The following is a 15,034-nucleotide window of genomic DNA, read 5'->3' on the forward strand; positions in this document are numbered from 1 at the left end:
TCGCAAGCGGCCTTCGGGCCCGGTTGGGCGCTCCTAGCCGCGGCTCAACGTCCACCGCTCGGGTGGTGCGGCTCCTGCGAGTTGGGCGCCCCAGGTGCAGACCTGACCGTTCGTGCCCACCCCCGGCGGGAGCGTCCGGTGCACCGGGTTGAAACCCGTTCCGGCAGGGGTGGTCACGGAGCGCATCGTTCGATGATAGCTGCCGCGGCGGGGTGGCTGAGCGACCCTCCCGGTACGACTGATCTGATCCAGCCCCCACTCACCGGTTCGGCAGCCCGGCCCGGTTGCGCCCGGTGGCGACGGGCCTGCCCTCCGGGGCGGCCGGCACTAGCGTGGGCGTCGATGCTCCCTCCCCGCCTCCGACCGGCGCACCACCGCACCCGCGAAACCAGCGCTGCCGCCCCCCGGCGGCCGGCCCGGGCGCGTTCGCCCCGCCTGCGGCTCCTCGGCGTCGCCCTGGCACTTGGGGTCATCCTGACGGCCTGCGCTTCCGGTGCGACCCAGCCCTCCCCCACCGAGGAACCGGCCGAGGATGCGATCCGGATGGCCGCGGTGGGCGACTCGATCACCGACGCCAACAGTCCGGATCTGCCGGCCGGAGAGGTGGGCACCAAATCCTGGGTGGGCTACGCCGTCGGCCCGCAGGTGCGGTTCGTCGGCGGCTGGGCGGTGTGGGGCGCCTCCACCGAGCAGATGGCCTCCGAGACCCCGGCGCTGGAGGCCGACGTGCTGGTCATCCTGGCCGGCACGAACGATGCCGGGCGGATGCCGCACGAGCAGATCGGGTCGAACCTGGCCCGGATCGCTGAGGTCGCCGGGGTGGAGGAGGTGGTGCTGTCCTCGGTGCCGCCGATCGACTCGGCTCCGGAGGCAGCCACCGAGTTGAACGAGTTCCTGCGGGGTTTCGCCGCCGATCAGGGGTGGACGTGGGTCGATGCCGCCGCCGGGTTACGTGCCGGGGACCGGTTCGCCGAGGGGATGGCCGACGACGGCGTGCACCCCACCGCTGCGGGCGCGGAGGTACTCGGAGAGGCCATCGGTGCAGCGGTGCTTGAGGCTGGGTCGTGAGGAAATCCGTGCGGCAGCCCGGCGGTGGGAAGGCCGTCGCCCGTGACGGACGACGGCGGAGGGCACCCGCGTGACAGGGCGCGACGATAGGGTGGCCGGCGTGAGTGAACGCAAGGACCCCCCGACGGTGATCAAGGATCCGATCGTGTGGATCGATTGCGAGATGACCGGTCTCGATCCGGTCAACGACGCGCTCGTGGAGATCGCGGTGATCGTCACCGACTCGGAGTTGACCGCATTTGACGCGGGCCTGGACCTGGTGATCAAACCCCCGCCCAAGGCCTTGGAGAACATGCCCGAGGTGGTGGTGCGGATGCACACCGAGTCGGGACTGCTGGACCTGCTCGACGAGGGCCTCACACTGGCCCAGGCCCAGGAGCAGGTGCTGGACTACGTGCGCACCTTCGTACCCGAGGCTCGCAAGGCACCGCTGGCCGGGAACTCGGTGGGCACGGACAAGGTATTCCTCGATCGGGACATGCCCGAACTGACCGAGCACCTGCACTACCGGATCATCGACGTGTCCTCGATCAAGGAACTCGCCCGGCGTTGGTACCCCCGTGCCTACTTCAACGCCCCGGCCAAGGATGGTGGCCACCGCGCCCTGGCCGACATCGCCGAGAGCATCGACGAGTTGCGCTACTACCGCGCCATCCTCTTCCCGGACCACCCCGGACCGGACTCCGTCGCCGCCAAGACCGCGGCCAAGGCCGTCACGGAGTCCTCCACCCTGACCGGGCTGACCGGCCTGAGCCCGCGAGCCGGTGTGCGGGAGCCGGTATCCCCCGCTGGCGAGTGAGCCGGAGGGTGATGAAGCCAACGCTGCGGTAGCGCCTTGGCGGGGGCGTTCATCGACTGCGGTTGGGTACACTGGTCGGCGCCGGGTGATCCTCGGCACCTTGGTGGGTGTAGCTCAGCTGGTAGAGCGCCGCGTTGTGGTCGCGGATGTCGCGGGTTCAAGTCCCGTCACTCACCCCAGTATCGTTGCAGGTCAGAGGCCATATCGCACCGGATCGGCAACGCATGGTAACCAGCCTTGGTAACATCTGATGCGCCGTAACCCAATCCACGGAGGCGTAACAGACCATGGCCAGCATCCAGAAACGCACCAGCAGGGACGGCAAGATCACCACCTGGCGCGTGGGTTATCGACACGACGGCAAACTGCGGTGGACCCCCACCATCCGCACCGGCGAGGGCGCCGCCGAGATGAAGGACCTCATCGAACGCATCGGACCCGAGGCCGCACTGACCGTCCTGGAGCGCCGATCCGGCCGCGACACCAAGACCGTGCCGCTGCTGCGTGAGGTGCTGGACGACTACCTGCGCTCACTCGACGCCGACGCGGCCAAGGGAACCGGCCCGGAGTATCTGCGCATGGCACAGCGCACCTGGCTACCCTCCCTCGGTCCGCTACCAGTGGACGCCATCACCCGCCAAGCCGTCAGTGAATGGGTCGCTGCACAGCGCCGCACCGAGACGGAGCGATCCGTCAAGGCTCGCGCCAAGGCCAAGCGCGAAGGCCGGCCAGTGCCCGAGGTGCAGTTCTACCGGCCCAAGTCGATCAAGAACGCCCACGGACTACTGTCTGCCGTCCTGGCCTACGCCGTGGACCCCCTCGGCGTCATCGCCGCCAACCCGGCACGCGGGGTGAGGATGCCGAGTGACTCCGAGGATGCTGACCGGGAGATATTCACCCGCGAAGAGTTCGCCCGGTTCTGGCAGCACATGGACCCCCACTACCGGCCACTGCTGCTGTTCCTGGTCGCCACCGGCACCCGCATCAGCGAGGCCACCGCCATACAGGTCCGTGACTTCGACCTCAACCCGGCGATGCCATCGGTCCGGGTGCGCCGGGCGTGGAAGACTGGAGAGAATTACGCCGGGCGCTACCTCGGGTCCCCCAAGTCCCGGCGCGGGCGGCGCACCATCGTGCTCGACGCGGCCCAGGTGGAAGTATTCGCCCCGCTGATGAGGGGCAAGGATGCCAGCGAGTTCGTGTTCACCACACCCGCCGGAGGGTCGATCCATCCCGGCCAGTTCCGCGAGCGTCAGTGGCGCCGTGCGCTGACCGGCGCGGGCATCACGAAGGATCTCACCCCGCACTCGCTGAGGCACACCAATGCGTCGTGGTCGCTGATGGGCGGCATCCCTGCCCAGGTTGTCCAGCACCGGCTAGGGCACGAGTCCCTGAACACCACCAGCCAGGTCTACGCGCACCTACTGGTCGATGCCCAGGTCGGCGCAGCGGCACTGATGGCCGCGCACGTACCGGGCACGCAGGACGCGCCGCAGATCGAAGGCTAGTCGTCAGTCTTGGTCGCGGCGCGATCCTCGGCCCGCTGGATCAGCGTGGATAGCGGCATTTCGAGGAGGTCCGCGAGCCTGGCCGCGACCGATATCGGAATGTTGCGCTGACCCTCTAGGTAGCGGATCAACACGCCGCGAGCAATGCCCATCGCCTCGGCGGCGGACTTGACGTTATAGCCGTGGGCGGCTATCTCGGCGCGCATCTGTGCGCCTACCGCAGCATTGAAGCGTTCGGACGTTGTCTCCATGTGGTGCACTGTAGCACCACTGCGGTAACAGTGTGTAACCAAATAGGTGTACCCACATGGTTGCACGTCACCATTTGGTGGGGTACTGTCACCGTATGGATACACACCGAATGGCCGGAGAGGTCGCTCGCAACGTCTCGCAGGCGATAGTCACCCAAGGCCAGACAAAGCAGCGAATCGCCGAGGTGACCGGCATCCCCTACTCCACCCTCAGCCGCAAACTGCTGGGCCGCTCGGAGTTCACCTTCACTGAAATAGCCCTGGTGGCCGACGCGCTCGGAGTCTCACCCGCCTCGCTCATCCCGGACGCCTTCACCCTCAAAGCGAGCGCCTGATGTCAACGACCAGGCTCACCCCCGAGGACCTGGCAGCCCGCTGGCAGCGTCCGGTCGAGTGGATACGTCAGAACGCTGAGACGTTCGGTGGCTTCAAGGTGGGCCGCCTGTGGCGCTTCGACCCCGCTGACATTGACGCATACGAGTCTCGCCACAAGGGCACCGACCCGCTGAGTATGACCGACCTGTCGGCCAAGCGGCAGCAGCGGAGGTCGGCATGACCGCCGTAACCCTGGACACGCTGACCGAGCGGTTCTGGTCCAAGGTCACCGAGTGCCCCAAGGCGGGGTGCTGGGTCTGGACAGCGGCGCATAACTCTCGCGGGTACGGCCAGTGGGCTGTGGACGGAGTGTCCAAGTCCGTTCACAGGCTCACGTACCAAGCATTCGTTGGGCCGATCCCCTCCGGCCTCCAGATCGATCACCTGTGCATGAACAAGTCGTGCTGCAACCCGCAGCACCTGGAGGCGGTGACCGGAGTGGTCAACGTGGCCCGGTTCGCCGCGACCGTCACGCACTGCAAGTACGGCCACCCGCTCGAAGGCGAGAACGTTCGCTGGCGCGGCAATCGCCGTCAGTGCAAGACATGCGCCCGCGAGGACTCCGCTGCACGCCGCGAGCAGTGGCGCGCCCGGCGTGCCGCTGAGGGGAACCCGGTGCGGCGCTACCGAAAGCGCGCCTCCTAAGCCCCCGGTGCGCACGGGTGACCCCCGACCCCGGCGCACCGGGCCAGACAGAAAGCGAAGGCCAGCCTCCCCTGACAGAGCGGCTGACCTTCACCCAACGAAAGGAATCGTACCGTGACCACCACACAACACACACCCTCCCCCGGCGCACTGGCCGCGGCCCTGTCCGGCTCCCGCAGAGCCTGGCTGTCGATCCTGTCCGACGCCGATTTCAACACGGTCAGCCCCGATGGCGACCCCGACCGCGCCAAGGTCACCATCCGCGACGGACTGATCGACTGGTCCACCACCACCCTGGCCGGGGACGTGTCCGCATACCCCCTCGCCCCGGTCGCCGTGGGCGGTGCAGCATGAGCCGCTTCCGCTTCCCGTCCCTGTCCCAACTGCTCGGCCTGGGCCGCGACGAGCCAACCCCGCACGCCGACGCGCCGGTCGAGGACTTCCTGGACCCATACACCGCCGGCCGTCAGTGGCGCCAGGAGTCGGACACGCCCATCTACGACGCAACCGTGCTAGCCACCGGGACGCTGCCGGGTGGTGAGTCCCGATGAGGTGCCAGCGCTGCGACGCCCCGGTCGGTGAGCACGACGTGGACGACCGGACCGGAGTGGCCGAGTGCATCACGTGCCTGCTGGGGCGGGGGTGGTGGCGATGAGCACCACCACCATCGCAGACACCCTGCGCACAGCACGCACCCGAGGCGTCCGGCCATCCGCACCAGGCGCGGACCTGCGGGGCGCGAACCTGCGGGGCGCGGACCTGCGGGACGCGAACCTGCGGGGCGCGAACCTGCGGGGCGCGGACCTGCGGGGCGCGAACCTGCGGGGCGCGAACCTGCGGGGCGCGGACCTGCGGGACGCGGTCGGGGGCATTCTGCAAATCACCGGCCTACACCCCTACCAGGCGACACTGGTGCCCACCTGCCATGGGTGGCGCCTGACCATCGGCTGTTGGACCGGGACCGTGCAGGACCTGCGGACGCTGATCGCCTCCGATGACGACTGGCCGGAAGCCCGGGGTGAGGAGGTCGCCCGCCGTCGCCCGCTGCTGGCCGCGCTGGCAGACGTGTGCGACGCGCACGCTGCCGCACACGCGGCCGACCTGGCGGCCGTGGCGCACTGGGCTCGCGAAGAGGGGGGCGATCGATGAGCACCTGGGACGCCACCCGCGCCATGTGGCAGGCCGAGAAGGAGCGCGCCATGGCCCAACTCGCGGCCACCCCCGCCGAGTCCGCATACGACCAGCAGCGTGACCGGCTGAACGCGTTCATCCGCAGCCGGGATAAGCGCCTCGCACTCGTGGGGCCGGGAGGGATCGACCAATGAGCACCACCGACGACAACCCATCAGTGGAGTGCACCTACAACCGCGCCGCACGAGCGCTGCGCACCGTGCCCGACCCGACCGACCAGCCCACCGTGACGATGGCGCTTCAGACCATCGGCTTCCTGCTCGAGCATGACGAGGACGGGCTGGCCTACGACCTGTTCCAGGACTGGGCCACCGCTGTGCAGGAGCGCGACGAGAGGGCGGGGCGATGACGTGCCACCGCTGCGACGCCCCGGTCAGCAAGCACGACGTGGACGACGTGACCGGGGTAGCCGAGTGCATCACGTGCCTGCTGGGGCGGGGGTGGTGGCGATGAGACCCCACCTCGACCCCGACGACTACACCGACGACGACGGCTATATCGACCTGGACGCCATGCGCACCGACTACCTCCGCGACGAGGGCGACCGACGCAGGGCCGAGCGCAAGGAAGGAGCGGACTCGTGGTGATGCACCGACACCTCAGCGACTCGCAGATAGAGGCCATCCAGTGCGGCCAGGTCGGCGCCGAAGACATCGACGCGCAGGCATGGGCTGACGCCGAACGCGAGGCCGACGACGCGGCGGCTGGGGACCTGGCGCGCAAGGCGCGGGCGGAGGGGGCGCTGTGAGTGCGCTGTCGGACGCCGAGTACCACGCACACCCGGCACTGTCCTACTCCACCGGCAAGGAGTACCTACGCTCCCCCGCCCACTACAAGCGCGCACTGTCGCACCGGGTGGACAAGCCCGCGTTTGACATGGGTCACGCGATCCACAAAGTGATCCTGGGCAAGGGTGGGCAGATGGTGGAAATCCCCGCCGACATCCTCTCGAAGAACGGGGCGCTGTCCACCGCCGAGGCTAAGGCGTTCGTTGCTGAGCAGCGCGAGGCCGGGAATATCCCACTTAAGGCCGGGCAGATCATGCAGGCCCACGCCGCCGCAGCCGAGGTGCTGGGCAACGCTGACGCCCGCCGATATCTGGACCTACCCGGTGAGGCCGAGGTGCCCCTGTTCGCCACAGACCCGGCCACTGGTGTGGAGATCCGCGGGAAGGTCGATTACCTGCCGCACAAGGTCAAGGGCGCCCGCACGTTCCCCGTGGACATCAAGAGCACCGCCGACGCATCCCCCGAAGCGGTGCGCCGCACAATCTCCAACCTGCACTACGACCTACAGGCCGCCATGTACCGGCGCCTGATCGAACTGGCCCGAGGCGACCGCACCGGGCCGATGGTTCAGATCTGGGTGGAGGTCGAGCCGCCCTACGGCGTCCTTGTGGTGCAGATCGCGCACGAGGACTGGATCGAGGGTGGCAACCGGAAGTTGGACCTGATCCTCGCCCGGCACGCCGAGGCCCTGCGAACCGGCAACTGGCACGCCTACCCACCAGGCACCCACGCGCTCGCCCCGCCCGGCTTCTACCTGCCCGGCATCGACTACCTAGAGGACATCACAGCATGAGCACCCGACGCACCCGCAAGCCCACCGGCAAGGCATCTTGGCCGCTGGTGCTGCTGGCCGGACGAGAGAAGTGCGGCAAGTCCTACACCGCCTCCGCATTCTCGGCCTCCGACCTGATCGACCGGACATTCTTCATCGAGATCGGTGAAGGGTCAGCGGACCAGTATGGAGCGATCCCCGGCGCCCGCTACGAGATCGTGGAGCACGACGGATCGTGGGCAGACATCCTCGCCGCCGTCGAGTGGGCCGTGGACCAGCCCCGCCCGAACGGCAAGCCGCACGCCCTGGTCCTGGACTCCATGACCGAGCTGTGGGGCCTGTTGGCCGATGAGCAGGAGTCCATCAGCCGCAAGCGCGGCAAGGACACCATCACCATCGACCAGTGGAACTCGGCTAAGAAGCGCTGGCGCAAGGTCATCGACGCAGCCCGCCGCAACGCCGGCCCGTCGATCTTCACCGCCCGGTACAACGAGGTCACGGTGATGCGCAACGGCAAGCCGACCGCCGAGAAGGAGTGGAAGGTCGATGCAGAGAAGAACCTCGCCTACGAGGTGGACGCGATCATCACCTGGAAGCAGCCTCGGGAGCCGTTCATCAACGGGGTGCGCACCGTTGCATTCGACGTACCCGCCCACGGGTTCGCCCCCAAAGACCCGGCGAACTTCGACCTGGACAAGTTCTTCCGGTCGCTGAACATCGACGGCGCTGAGCGGGTCTACATCCCGCGCAAGGAAGACCCCGACGCGCACCAGCCGGCACCGGATGCGGTGCGCCCGGATGAACTGCCCCCTGAGCCAACCCTGAACGACGCCGCCTATGAGTGGGCGGGAACTGAGGAGCCAACCAATGCCTGACATCAAGATCAACTACCCCGGCGATGTGCGTGAGTCGCTGGCCAGCAGCGGGCCGATGGGTCCGAACCTCAAGGGCGAGTTCCACAAGGTGGAGTCCGCATCCTATGACCCCGAGGCGGATCGCACGACGGCGCACCTAGCCGTGATCGGGGGCGACGATGCCTGACCCGACCGACCCGACCACCGGCTACCTGGACACCGGCTGGCTCACCCCACCAACCCCGGGCACCCCCTCCCACCGCCTCATCGACGCCGAAGCCGACCTGCGCGCTGAGTCCGAGGCCGAGGTGGGGCAGGACCCGTCCGGCACCGGCCTGGTGGCGCTGGCGTGGGCACAGGACCGGATCGAGGAGGCACTGCGATGAGCGCTGAGCCCCTGTTTCGGTTTGAGATGAAGTACGTCGCCCGCCGCGACGATCCGTACTTCCACACCCGGTGGGACCGGGCAAGGCCGATCACCGTGGTGGCCGCGACCAAGCAACAGGCGATCAGTAAGGCCAACGCGGCACTCGGTGGAGACCCCGGCCCTCACTCCCACCACGTGTTCCGGGTCGTCTCGGTCACCGACCACCTGATCGAGGAGGCGGGGCGATGAGGGGCAAACCGTGCACGAATTGCGGGCACCCGAAGTCACGTCACCGCACCCGCGAATGTCGGCACACCTGGCAGACGCGCGGCCAGACCTTCATGGGCATCAACACGATCACCAAGTGGTGCGACTGCAGCGGGTACCAAGAATTGACCGGGCGCCAAGAGTGGACCGACCAATGAGGCCCATCGACCGCCGCGGTTCCAACCCCGGCCCGATGAGCGCCCAGGACAGACTTCCCGACGCCGAGCACCAGGCGCCCGCCTGTGGATCGTGCGGCAGTGAGACGGATACCGACGCCGACCACGCGGCTTGCTACGGCTGCGGCCTGAGTTTCGCATGGCCCGACCTCCAAGCCGCCTACCTGGATCCGGACAAGGAGCCGTGTGGCTCGCCGTGCGACAACACCTGGCACCGACCGGGCGCGCTCCGGGAAGGCAAGGGCTTCCGCTGCCAACCCTGCGCACTACCCGAAGGGCACGACAACACTTGGCACTGGCGCGGCTGCACGCCGGTCGAACTGGAAGCGGGGGCCGACTCATGAGCCACCGTCTCCACTCCCGCCGCCCCGCCCCCTACTTCGGCAACAAGGCCGCCCGCCCCCTCGACCGTCGCGACTCCAACCCCGCCCGCGCACTCGGCCACCTACTCGCCGGCTCGCTCGGTGTCCTGGCCTGGGTCGCCGTCATCTACGCACTCGTGTGGATCGCGAGCGTACCGGCATGAGCGCGGTGCAGCCCGACCTCTTCGGCGAATACGACCGCCGCGAGCAAGAACGCAAGACCCAACGACAGCCCGCCGAGTGCCCTTCGTGCGGGACGACCGAGCCCAACGGGTACCTGCTGAGCATCAACCACGGCTACGACCCCATCAGCCTGCGCATCGGCGGCTTCCCCCAGGGCGAGCACCCCATCTACGGCGACAAGTGCCTCGCCCAGACCCTCGTCACCAGCCACATCACCTACCAAGCACGCAACGGCGACACCCAAGCCCTAGCCCTCGCCATGGACAGGGGCCGCGAACTTGGCCTCGACGTCGAGGCCATCAAGGAAGGAACAACGACGTGACCGCCCCCGACTTATTCACCGGCGACCGCACCACCGCCCGAGCCCAGGCCGAGGTGCAGACCATCCTCGACGCCGCCGAACTCGACCCCCTGGAAGTGCACATCAAAGGCCACCACGCCGACCCCGACCCCATCGCCACCGTCACCCTGCGCAGCGTGGCTGACCTGGAGGCATTTACCGCCCGCGACGGCAAGCCCACCATCACCCGCCGCCACGTCGCATGGGGCACCACGGGGCGCCACTGGGAGCACTCCGCCACGTATGACCGCCCTGGCCGCAAAATGCTCGCCCTCGCCCGCATCTTCGCCCACATGGACGAATGGACCGACCAGTGACCGGCGACCGCTTCAAAGACGGCTACGCATCCGCCGAGCGCCACTGGAAGGCCCGCTGGCACCAAGCCAACGACGACCTACAGAAGGCCATTAGCGAGATCGAGCGGCTCCGTACCAACCTCTGGGCGCTCCAAGAGCAGGATGAGCGCGCCGAGACTTGGCGGGAGAAGGCCAACCGGTACCACGCCCGCCTCACCGCCGTTGAAGCCGAACATAAGTCGCTGGTTGACTCACTGCGGGCCGACGTCGCACAGATCATTGCCGAGGCGTCCGACGAGCCGTACCGGGAGCCGGACCACCTGGAGGATCTGCTCGGCATCGACCCCAACGACACAGCCGACCGGCTCGCCGCGCGAGGCGTGGAGTACCGGCACCAGCGCGACGCCCTCGCCGCCCGCCTCACCGCCGTCGAAGCCTTCCTCGATGAGACCGACCGCCGCCGGTCGGAGGAGTGGGGCCTGCCCCTGCGCGGCAACACGAAGGTCCTCACCGGCGAAGTCCGTGCCGTCCTCTCGGCGGCCCCCACCGACACCACCAAGGAGAACTGACCAATGACCGCTGAGACCACCGAGCGGTGGGCCGACTGGTGCACGAGTGGCGACGGGTTCGCCATGTCGGGCACCCGCATGAAGGAGCACTCCCGGGAGTCCATGGGCGACCGCTGGTGCTTCCACCACCGCCGCCGTCACGAATTCTTCTGGGTCGTCATGGCCCCAGACGGCCTCTCCTACTACGGCCCGCACGTCGAAGTGCACGGAGAGACCAGGGACTGCACAGACCTGTTCCCCGGCTGGACGCGCACGTGGGAGGAGGACTGATGACCGCCGCTGACCGCCCGTCCGTCACCCCGCAAGTGGGGGACACCCTGACCACCGCCGAGCAGATCGACGCGCTACCGGTCGGAAGCGTTGTCCTGCACGACAGCGATGTGGACCCTCCCGGTATCGCGGTCATGCAGCGCAGCGTCCACACGGGTGCCTGGTACCTGCCCGCCGCGGTCCAGCGCGTAGAGCCGCTGCTGCCGGTCACGGTGCTGTACGTGCCCGGTGAGTCGTCCCGCCCGTCCGTCACCGACGACGCCCTCACCGAGTGTCCGTTCTGCGACCGCATCCAGCGAGGCGACCACCGCGACGACTGTGGCGCCCCCACTGTCGTCCACTTCGAGCCGCTCAATCCCGTCACGCCGGGCCACATGCTGTTCGTGCCACAGTGGCACACCAAGCACCCGGACGCTGACGCGGTTGCCGAAGCGATGCGTTCGGCAGTGCGGCACGCTGAGGATCGCGGCGAGGACTTCAACCTCATCACCTCGTCCGGCCCAGCCGCGACACAGACCGTCGAGCACGTCCACGTCCACTACGTGCCACGGCGCGCCGATGATGGGCTGCCACTGCCGTGGACGCCCCAACAGGCCGCTGCCCGCGCCGAGGCGACCACCGCGACCGACGAGGACGCGCTGGCCCTCGCCGCGCTCGCCCGGCTCCACCACGGCGGGGGGCAGGCATGAAACACCACGACCGCATACACCACAAAACCACCGTCATCATCCGCCACACCGGCCAAGTCGGCACCGTCGAAGCCGTGCAGAACTCGCCCTACGTGCGGCTGCTGAAAGTCGCCGGGCAGTGGTACCGGCCCTCACAACTCATCCGCGCAGACGACCCCGAATGGAGGCGGCAATGACATCCCGAGTCACGCTCTACCGACGACCAGACGGCGATCTGGTGGCCTACCACTACAGCACCGGCGCCCAGGTCGTAGACCACGAAAACGCCGCCAAGATCGCCACCGACATAGCCGAAATCGCCACCGGCAAACAATGGGCCTGGCTGCAACTCGGCGACCAAAACGACCGCGCCGCGTTCTACCTCAACCGCCTTGTCACAGCGCTCGCCACGCCGGCCCCGCCGAGGGCGAAGGCGGTGGCGTAAATGGCCCTCCAGTGGGCGCGGCTCGACACCAATATCGCCTCTCACGACAAGATCCTCGACCTGCTGGGGTATGAGGACGGGCGCGCTATCGCCTTCTCCTACATTTGCTGCATCGCCTACAGCGTCGGCAATGGCACGGACGGGCACATTCCGTTCGCTGCACTGCCGTTCGTCCACGCGAGTAAGCGGGATATGGAAACAATGGTGGACGCGGGATTAGTGGACCCTAACCCGAAAGGGTGGACGGTGCGCAATTTCGCAGACCGGCAACAAGTGTCAGCAGTGGCCACGCAGATTCATCAAGACAAAAAGCGGGCTAGCGCAAAAGGGAATTGCGTAAGGCACCACGGAGCGGACTGTGGATGCTGGAAAGCGAGGATCGCGTGACCCTCCCGACCGCCTCCCAGACTCTCCCACAATCCTCCCAGAACGCTCCCAGGCGCCTCCCGCAACCCTCCCAAACCAGGCTCCCACACCGGCTCCCACAATCCGCGCCATTGCAACGGTTCTCCCAGGTGGGACTCCCAGGTGCGACTCCTACGTACGTACGGACGGACGGACTAACGAAGAGGTGGGAGACATGGGTAGATCATCTTGCCTTACGTAACGCGCAGGAGAACAACAATTCCCAGATAATGAGGTTTAGACAATGCCCAAAGAATCCCGATGCGGCGTTTACGGACACGAATACGCAAGCGCCAGAACATGCCCTAACTGTCGCGCCGAATATCTCGCCACTCGAGCATGGCCACCCGGCACCACCCACCAAGACGCACCACGCGGACTACCCGCCGACTACACCGACGCACCCACCAGAGCCGCAGGAGACCACCATGACTGACCTGTACCCGCCGACTGGCCAGACCCCGCCGCTGGATTGGATCACAGCCTGCGAGGACGACACTTGGAGCGCCTACCAGGGTGCGCTGGCCGACCGCGACCGTGCCCGCAACATCGCCGTGGCGCTGGAGCAGGAGAGCGCCGAACTGCGGGCCGAGCGATTGCGGTTCGCAGCCGACTACGCCGAGCTGCGAGCCGAGACCGAGACCGTCCACCGCGTTATCGAGCAGGTGGGGCTGATGGTCGAGAACTGGGACTACCGCTACGTCCGTGAGGAACTGCAAGCCATCCTCGACGGCGCCACGTTCGAGGAGGTGCGCAATGGCTGACCACTGCAACCTCTGCCCATTCCACGGCTGTGACGGCTGCCAGCACCAAGGAGGTGTCCACAGTGAGACTGCTAGCGATTGATCCCGGCAATACCGAATCCGGATGGGTCGTCATCGACACCACCACCCGCCGGCCCTTGGAATTCGACAAGAGCACCAACCCCGACCTCCTGGCCGAGATCGGCCTCGGGGCACTCAACTTCGACCAAGCCGTCATCGAGATGGTCGCCTCTTACGGCATGGCCGTCGGCGCAGACGTTTTCGAGACCTGCGTGTGGATCGGCCGCTTCCACCAGATGATCCGCCAATGGGACGTTCACGCCGCCCTCATCAAGCGCCACCCGGTCAAACTCCACCACTGCCACACCGCCCGCGCCAAAGACTCCAACATCCGCCAAGCCCTCGTCGACAGATTCGCCCCAGGCGCCCCCAACCACGGCAAAGGCACCAAGCGCCACCCCGGCTGGTTCTACGGCTTCCGCGCCGATGTGTGGGCCGCTTACGCCCTCGCCGTGTACGCCGCCGACACGCACGGCACCGACCCGAAGGAGGCGGCGTGAGACCGGCAAGACACCGAGAGGGCACCACACCATCCGGCTGGTGCTGACTGACCAGGAAGTGAGGTTCTGATGAGCGCCAAGACCCGCCGTAAGGCCCGCCGCAGACGAGAGGCCCTCGCCCGCAACGAAGGTCACGAGGGGTGCCAGTCGTGCGAGGTGTGCCTGCTGCCGCACTGCCCGGACTGCCACCCGGACCGGCGCACCTGCCCGATGGACCACACCGGCAACCGAGACCACCTGGAGGGAAGCGTGACCCAGCGCCTACAGCCCTACCGCGACTGGCTCAACGGCTGGACCGCAACCCGCGCCGAACTCAACCGCCTCCGAGCCCTCGGCGCACCCGACGACATCACCGCCAAGCGGCTCCGCCAGGCAGCCCAGTTGGAGACCTTCGGGGTGAACGACACCCTGTTCGAGGTCATGTGCCGCATCGCCGCCACCGGGCGCATCACGCAGATGGACCTCGACATGCTGCATCGAGAAGGGATCGGGCGATGACCGACACGACCAAACACCACGCCAGGACGACAGAAACCGGGCCAGGAGCGGCTCGGGACCCCCAACCCGCCACTGAGTTACACCCGTGTGATTCTGGGCCGTTAGAGCGCAAATGGCGAGTGTCACGCAAGCCGGCAGACCCAGACCCCGGCTGGGTATGGGTCGCAGAGGCGCTCCACGCGATCCACGTGGCACAGAAAGAAACCTGGAGACACGCAATGGACTACGCGCTGCGGCAGTCGCTCACCGACACGCACAAGGTCAAGTTCCGCACCACCGACCTCGGCCCGATGCCCACGCCGGTTGCGGAACCGATGAGGGAGGTGGGGTGGTGAGCGCCATCCTGACCTTGACCGCCCTCGCCATCGTCGCCTACGTCTCCTGCGCCGCCTACCTACTCGGGCACACCCACGGCCGCCGCAACCCTGACCCCAGCCCCGACGACACCCCACCCACCGCGCACGCCGAGTGGACCTGCCCCGACTGCCGGCAGACCGTCCCCATCGCCATCGTCACCGAGCGCGTGGTGGTGGCCAGACTCGACCCCACGGACGTCCACGCACACCTGCTACAGCACCAGGAGGCCAGGTGAGCGACCAAACCCGAGCCGAAC

34 protein-coding genes and 1 tRNA gene are annotated in these 15,034 nt (G+C 67.7%); 33 read left to right on the plus strand and 2 right to left on the minus strand.

The window, feature by feature from the left end:
* Nucleotides 1-33: 33 nt before the first annotated feature.
* Nucleotides 34-186 (minus strand): hypothetical protein, encoded by a 153-nt coding sequence (locus ACPL7H_RS15635; RefSeq protein WP_424788519.1) that lies wholly within the window; start codon nucleotides 184-186, stop codon nucleotides 34-36.
* Nucleotides 187-342: 156 nt separating this feature from the next.
* Here ACPL7H_RS15635 and ACPL7H_RS15640 point away from each other — a divergent pair, with 156 nt between their 5' ends.
* The 4 genes from ACPL7H_RS15640 (at nucleotide 343) to ACPL7H_RS15655 (ending at nucleotide 3,375) form a co-directional block, all read left to right on the plus strand.
* On the plus strand, nucleotides 343-1,068 hold the full coding sequence (locus tag ACPL7H_RS15640) for an SGNH/GDSL hydrolase family protein (protein WP_424797726.1): 726 nt from the start codon (nucleotides 343-345) through the stop codon (nucleotides 1,066-1,068).
* A 100-nt stretch (nucleotides 1,069-1,168) separates the two neighbouring features.
* Nucleotides 1,169-1,867: an oligoribonuclease gene (gene orn / locus ACPL7H_RS15645; protein WP_424788521.1), complete on the plus strand. Its 699-nt coding sequence runs from the start codon at nucleotides 1,169-1,171 to the stop codon at nucleotides 1,865-1,867.
* A gap of 103 nt (nucleotides 1,868-1,970) precedes the next feature.
* A tRNA-His gene (locus ACPL7H_RS15650) sits at nucleotides 1,971-2,046 on the plus strand.
* A 108-nt stretch (nucleotides 2,047-2,154) separates the two neighbouring features.
* Nucleotides 2,155-3,375, plus strand: coding sequence for a tyrosine-type recombinase/integrase (locus tag ACPL7H_RS15655; RefSeq protein ID WP_424797727.1), 1,221 nt, complete (start codon nucleotides 2,155-2,157; stop codon nucleotides 3,373-3,375).
* On the opposite strand, the gene ACPL7H_RS15660 is transcribed toward ACPL7H_RS15655, so the two are convergent.
* Nucleotides 3,372-3,626: a helix-turn-helix domain-containing protein gene (locus ACPL7H_RS15660; RefSeq protein ID WP_424797728.1), complete on the minus strand. Its 255-nt coding sequence runs from the start codon at nucleotides 3,624-3,626 to the stop codon at nucleotides 3,372-3,374. The genes ACPL7H_RS15655 and ACPL7H_RS15660 overlap by 4 nt on opposite strands.
* Nucleotides 3,627-3,721: 95 nt before the next feature.
* Between ACPL7H_RS15660 and ACPL7H_RS15665 the strand changes: the two genes are divergently transcribed.
* From ACPL7H_RS15665 to ACPL7H_RS15805, 29 genes are all read left to right on the plus strand, one after another.
* Nucleotides 3,722-3,961 carry a helix-turn-helix domain-containing protein gene (locus ACPL7H_RS15665; protein WP_424797729.1) on the plus strand — a complete coding sequence of 80 codons (240 nt, stop codon included), beginning with the start codon at nucleotides 3,722-3,724 and terminating at the stop codon, nucleotides 3,959-3,961.
* Nucleotides 3,961-4,182, plus strand: coding sequence for a hypothetical protein (locus ACPL7H_RS15670; RefSeq protein WP_424797730.1), 222 nt, complete (start codon nucleotides 3,961-3,963; stop codon nucleotides 4,180-4,182). Before ACPL7H_RS15665 ends, ACPL7H_RS15670 begins: the two co-directional genes overlap by 1 nt.
* Nucleotides 4,179-4,646: an HNH endonuclease signature motif containing protein gene (locus ACPL7H_RS15675; RefSeq protein WP_424797731.1), complete on the plus strand. Its 468-nt coding sequence runs from the start codon at nucleotides 4,179-4,181 to the stop codon at nucleotides 4,644-4,646. Before ACPL7H_RS15670 ends, ACPL7H_RS15675 begins: the two co-directional genes overlap by 4 nt.
* Before the next feature lie 114 nt (nucleotides 4,647-4,760).
* Nucleotides 4,761-5,000 carry a hypothetical protein gene (locus tag ACPL7H_RS15680; protein WP_424797732.1) on the plus strand — a complete coding sequence of 80 codons (240 nt, stop codon included), beginning with the start codon at nucleotides 4,761-4,763 and terminating at the stop codon, nucleotides 4,998-5,000.
* Entirely contained in the window at nucleotides 4,997-5,197 is a 201-nt protein-coding gene (locus ACPL7H_RS15685) for a hypothetical protein (RefSeq protein WP_424797733.1), read from the plus strand. The genes ACPL7H_RS15680 and ACPL7H_RS15685 overlap by 4 nt, the downstream gene beginning before the upstream one ends.
* A gap of 100 nt (nucleotides 5,198-5,297) precedes the next feature.
* Complete coding sequence (locus ACPL7H_RS15690; protein WP_424797734.1) at nucleotides 5,298-5,795, plus strand: pentapeptide repeat-containing protein; 498 nt, start codon at nucleotides 5,298-5,300, stop codon at nucleotides 5,793-5,795.
* Nucleotides 5,792-5,971, plus strand: coding sequence for a hypothetical protein (locus ACPL7H_RS15695; RefSeq protein ID WP_424797735.1), 180 nt, complete (start codon nucleotides 5,792-5,794; stop codon nucleotides 5,969-5,971). Before ACPL7H_RS15690 ends, ACPL7H_RS15695 begins: the two co-directional genes overlap by 4 nt.
* Nucleotides 5,968-6,186 carry a hypothetical protein gene (locus ACPL7H_RS15700; RefSeq protein WP_424797736.1) on the plus strand — a complete coding sequence of 73 codons (219 nt, stop codon included), beginning with the start codon at nucleotides 5,968-5,970 and terminating at the stop codon, nucleotides 6,184-6,186. The genes ACPL7H_RS15695 and ACPL7H_RS15700 overlap by 4 nt, the downstream gene beginning before the upstream one ends.
* 100 nt (nucleotides 6,187-6,286) lie before the next feature.
* Nucleotides 6,287-6,424, plus strand: coding sequence for a hypothetical protein (locus ACPL7H_RS15705; protein WP_424797737.1), 138 nt, complete (start codon nucleotides 6,287-6,289; stop codon nucleotides 6,422-6,424).
* Nucleotides 6,418-6,585, plus strand: a complete 168-nt coding sequence (locus tag ACPL7H_RS15710; RefSeq protein ID WP_424797738.1) for a hypothetical protein — start codon at nucleotides 6,418-6,420, stop codon at nucleotides 6,583-6,585. Before ACPL7H_RS15705 ends, ACPL7H_RS15710 begins: the two co-directional genes overlap by 7 nt.
* Nucleotides 6,582-7,418, plus strand: coding sequence for a PD-(D/E)XK nuclease-like domain-containing protein (locus ACPL7H_RS15715; RefSeq protein ID WP_424797739.1), 837 nt, complete (start codon nucleotides 6,582-6,584; stop codon nucleotides 7,416-7,418). Before ACPL7H_RS15710 ends, ACPL7H_RS15715 begins: the two co-directional genes overlap by 4 nt.
* Nucleotides 7,415-8,272 carry an AAA family ATPase gene (locus tag ACPL7H_RS15720; protein WP_424797740.1) on the plus strand — a complete coding sequence of 286 codons (858 nt, stop codon included), beginning with the start codon at nucleotides 7,415-7,417 and terminating at the stop codon, nucleotides 8,270-8,272. Before ACPL7H_RS15715 ends, ACPL7H_RS15720 begins: the two co-directional genes overlap by 4 nt.
* On the plus strand, nucleotides 8,265-8,438 hold the full coding sequence (locus tag ACPL7H_RS15725; protein ID WP_424797741.1) for a hypothetical protein: 174 nt from the start codon (nucleotides 8,265-8,267) through the stop codon (nucleotides 8,436-8,438). Before ACPL7H_RS15720 ends, ACPL7H_RS15725 begins: the two co-directional genes overlap by 8 nt.
* Nucleotides 8,431-8,637 carry a hypothetical protein gene (locus ACPL7H_RS15730; RefSeq protein ID WP_424797742.1) on the plus strand — a complete coding sequence of 69 codons (207 nt, stop codon included), beginning with the start codon at nucleotides 8,431-8,433 and terminating at the stop codon, nucleotides 8,635-8,637. Before ACPL7H_RS15725 ends, ACPL7H_RS15730 begins: the two co-directional genes overlap by 8 nt.
* Nucleotides 8,634-8,867 (plus strand): hypothetical protein, encoded by a 234-nt coding sequence (locus tag ACPL7H_RS15735; protein ID WP_424797743.1) that lies wholly within the window; start codon nucleotides 8,634-8,636, stop codon nucleotides 8,865-8,867. The genes ACPL7H_RS15730 and ACPL7H_RS15735 overlap by 4 nt, the downstream gene beginning before the upstream one ends.
* A gap of 211 nt (nucleotides 8,868-9,078) precedes the next feature.
* Nucleotides 9,079-9,405: a hypothetical protein gene (locus ACPL7H_RS15740; protein ID WP_424797744.1), complete on the plus strand. Its 327-nt coding sequence runs from the start codon at nucleotides 9,079-9,081 to the stop codon at nucleotides 9,403-9,405.
* A complete protein-coding gene (locus ACPL7H_RS15745; protein ID WP_424797745.1) occupies nucleotides 9,402-9,587 on the plus strand; it encodes a hypothetical protein in 186 nt (61 codons plus the stop codon). The genes ACPL7H_RS15740 and ACPL7H_RS15745 overlap by 4 nt, the downstream gene beginning before the upstream one ends.
* Nucleotides 9,584-9,928 (plus strand): hypothetical protein, encoded by a 345-nt coding sequence (locus ACPL7H_RS15750; RefSeq protein WP_424797746.1) that lies wholly within the window; start codon nucleotides 9,584-9,586, stop codon nucleotides 9,926-9,928. Before ACPL7H_RS15745 ends, ACPL7H_RS15750 begins: the two co-directional genes overlap by 4 nt.
* On the plus strand, nucleotides 9,925-10,263 hold the full coding sequence (locus ACPL7H_RS15755; RefSeq protein ID WP_424797747.1) for a hypothetical protein: 339 nt from the start codon (nucleotides 9,925-9,927) through the stop codon (nucleotides 10,261-10,263). The genes ACPL7H_RS15750 and ACPL7H_RS15755 overlap by 4 nt, the downstream gene beginning before the upstream one ends.
* Nucleotides 10,248-10,811, plus strand: coding sequence for a hypothetical protein (locus ACPL7H_RS15760; protein ID WP_424797748.1), 564 nt, complete (start codon nucleotides 10,248-10,250; stop codon nucleotides 10,809-10,811). Before ACPL7H_RS15755 ends, ACPL7H_RS15760 begins: the two co-directional genes overlap by 16 nt.
* Before the next feature lie 3 nt (nucleotides 10,812-10,814).
* Nucleotides 10,815-11,081, plus strand: coding sequence for a hypothetical protein (locus ACPL7H_RS15765; RefSeq protein ID WP_424797749.1), 267 nt, complete (start codon nucleotides 10,815-10,817; stop codon nucleotides 11,079-11,081).
* Nucleotides 11,081-11,770: an HIT family protein gene (locus ACPL7H_RS15770; RefSeq protein ID WP_424797750.1), complete on the plus strand. Its 690-nt coding sequence runs from the start codon at nucleotides 11,081-11,083 to the stop codon at nucleotides 11,768-11,770. The genes ACPL7H_RS15765 and ACPL7H_RS15770 overlap by 1 nt, the downstream gene beginning before the upstream one ends.
* On the plus strand, nucleotides 11,767-11,946 hold the full coding sequence (locus tag ACPL7H_RS15775) for a hypothetical protein (RefSeq protein WP_424797751.1): 180 nt from the start codon (nucleotides 11,767-11,769) through the stop codon (nucleotides 11,944-11,946). The genes ACPL7H_RS15770 and ACPL7H_RS15775 overlap by 4 nt, the downstream gene beginning before the upstream one ends.
* Nucleotides 11,943-12,194: a hypothetical protein gene (locus tag ACPL7H_RS15780; RefSeq protein WP_424797752.1), complete on the plus strand. Its 252-nt coding sequence runs from the start codon at nucleotides 11,943-11,945 to the stop codon at nucleotides 12,192-12,194. The genes ACPL7H_RS15775 and ACPL7H_RS15780 overlap by 4 nt, the downstream gene beginning before the upstream one ends.
* Complete coding sequence (locus ACPL7H_RS15785) at nucleotides 12,195-12,581, plus strand: hypothetical protein (protein WP_424797753.1); 387 nt, start codon at nucleotides 12,195-12,197, stop codon at nucleotides 12,579-12,581.
* Nucleotides 12,582-13,027: 446 nt separating this feature from the next.
* Nucleotides 13,028-13,363: a hypothetical protein gene (locus ACPL7H_RS15790; protein WP_424797754.1), complete on the plus strand. Its 336-nt coding sequence runs from the start codon at nucleotides 13,028-13,030 to the stop codon at nucleotides 13,361-13,363.
* 62 nt (nucleotides 13,364-13,425) lie between these two features.
* Complete coding sequence (locus ACPL7H_RS15795) at nucleotides 13,426-13,923, plus strand: hypothetical protein (protein WP_424797755.1); 498 nt, start codon at nucleotides 13,426-13,428, stop codon at nucleotides 13,921-13,923.
* Between the two features lie 69 nt (nucleotides 13,924-13,992).
* Nucleotides 13,993-14,421, plus strand: coding sequence for a hypothetical protein (locus ACPL7H_RS15800; RefSeq protein WP_424797756.1), 429 nt, complete (start codon nucleotides 13,993-13,995; stop codon nucleotides 14,419-14,421).
* 331 nt (nucleotides 14,422-14,752) lie between these two features.
* Nucleotides 14,753-15,013 (plus strand): hypothetical protein, encoded by a 261-nt coding sequence (locus tag ACPL7H_RS15805; RefSeq protein ID WP_424797757.1) that lies wholly within the window; start codon nucleotides 14,753-14,755, stop codon nucleotides 15,011-15,013.
* The last annotated feature ends 21 nt before the right edge of the window (nucleotides 15,014-15,034 follow it).

This window comes from Pseudactinotalea sp. Z1732 (assembly GCF_049724975.1).
Classification (GTDB): Bacteria; Actinomycetota; Actinomycetes; order Actinomycetales; family Beutenbergiaceae; genus CALKWS01.

Bases quoted from the DNA above. Each gene is read 5' to 3' on its own strand.
- ACPL7H_RS15635 (WP_424788519.1), bottom strand. From the start codon at position 186: ATGCGCTCCGTGACCACCCCTGCCGGAACGGGTTTCAACCCGGTGCAC.
- ACPL7H_RS15640 (WP_424797726.1), top strand. From the start codon at position 343: ATGCTCCCTCCCCGCCTCCGACCGGCGCACCACCGCACCCGCGAAACC.
- ACPL7H_RS15655 (WP_424797727.1), top strand. From the start codon at position 2,155: ATGGCCAGCATCCAGAAACGCACCAGCAGGGACGGCAAGATCACCACC.
- ACPL7H_RS15660 (WP_424797728.1), bottom strand. From the start codon at position 3,626: ATGGAGACAACGTCCGAACGCTTCAATGCTGCGGTAGGCGCACAGATG.
- ACPL7H_RS15665 (WP_424797729.1), top strand. From the start codon at position 3,722: ATGGATACACACCGAATGGCCGGAGAGGTCGCTCGCAACGTCTCGCAG.
- ACPL7H_RS15670 (WP_424797730.1), top strand. From the start codon at position 3,961: ATGTCAACGACCAGGCTCACCCCCGAGGACCTGGCAGCCCGCTGGCAG.
- ACPL7H_RS15675 (WP_424797731.1), top strand. From the start codon at position 4,179: ATGACCGCCGTAACCCTGGACACGCTGACCGAGCGGTTCTGGTCCAAG.
- ACPL7H_RS15685 (WP_424797733.1), top strand. From the start codon at position 4,997: ATGAGCCGCTTCCGCTTCCCGTCCCTGTCCCAACTGCTCGGCCTGGGC.
- ACPL7H_RS15690 (WP_424797734.1), top strand. From the start codon at position 5,298: ATGAGCACCACCACCATCGCAGACACCCTGCGCACAGCACGCACCCGA.
- ACPL7H_RS15695 (WP_424797735.1), top strand. From the start codon at position 5,792: ATGAGCACCTGGGACGCCACCCGCGCCATGTGGCAGGCCGAGAAGGAG.
- ACPL7H_RS15700 (WP_424797736.1), top strand. From the start codon at position 5,968: ATGAGCACCACCGACGACAACCCATCAGTGGAGTGCACCTACAACCGC.
- ACPL7H_RS15705 (WP_424797737.1), top strand. From the start codon at position 6,287: ATGAGACCCCACCTCGACCCCGACGACTACACCGACGACGACGGCTAT.
- ACPL7H_RS15720 (WP_424797740.1), top strand. From the start codon at position 7,415: ATGAGCACCCGACGCACCCGCAAGCCCACCGGCAAGGCATCTTGGCCG.
- ACPL7H_RS15725 (WP_424797741.1), top strand. From the start codon at position 8,265: ATGCCTGACATCAAGATCAACTACCCCGGCGATGTGCGTGAGTCGCTG.
- ACPL7H_RS15730 (WP_424797742.1), top strand. From the start codon at position 8,431: ATGCCTGACCCGACCGACCCGACCACCGGCTACCTGGACACCGGCTGG.
- ACPL7H_RS15735 (WP_424797743.1), top strand. From the start codon at position 8,634: ATGAGCGCTGAGCCCCTGTTTCGGTTTGAGATGAAGTACGTCGCCCGC.
- ACPL7H_RS15740 (WP_424797744.1), top strand. From the start codon at position 9,079: ATGAGCGCCCAGGACAGACTTCCCGACGCCGAGCACCAGGCGCCCGCC.
- ACPL7H_RS15745 (WP_424797745.1), top strand. From the start codon at position 9,402: ATGAGCCACCGTCTCCACTCCCGCCGCCCCGCCCCCTACTTCGGCAAC.
- ACPL7H_RS15750 (WP_424797746.1), top strand. From the start codon at position 9,584: ATGAGCGCGGTGCAGCCCGACCTCTTCGGCGAATACGACCGCCGCGAG.
- ACPL7H_RS15760 (WP_424797748.1), top strand. From the start codon at position 10,248: ATGGACCGACCAGTGACCGGCGACCGCTTCAAAGACGGCTACGCATCC.
- ACPL7H_RS15765 (WP_424797749.1), top strand. From the start codon at position 10,815: ATGACCGCTGAGACCACCGAGCGGTGGGCCGACTGGTGCACGAGTGGC.
- ACPL7H_RS15770 (WP_424797750.1), top strand. From the start codon at position 11,081: ATGACCGCCGCTGACCGCCCGTCCGTCACCCCGCAAGTGGGGGACACC.
- ACPL7H_RS15775 (WP_424797751.1), top strand. From the start codon at position 11,767: ATGAAACACCACGACCGCATACACCACAAAACCACCGTCATCATCCGC.
- ACPL7H_RS15780 (WP_424797752.1), top strand. From the start codon at position 11,943: ATGACATCCCGAGTCACGCTCTACCGACGACCAGACGGCGATCTGGTG.
- ACPL7H_RS15785 (WP_424797753.1), top strand. From the start codon at position 12,195: ATGGCCCTCCAGTGGGCGCGGCTCGACACCAATATCGCCTCTCACGAC.
- ACPL7H_RS15790 (WP_424797754.1), top strand. From the start codon at position 13,028: ATGACTGACCTGTACCCGCCGACTGGCCAGACCCCGCCGCTGGATTGG.
- ACPL7H_RS15800 (WP_424797756.1), top strand. From the start codon at position 13,993: ATGAGCGCCAAGACCCGCCGTAAGGCCCGCCGCAGACGAGAGGCCCTC.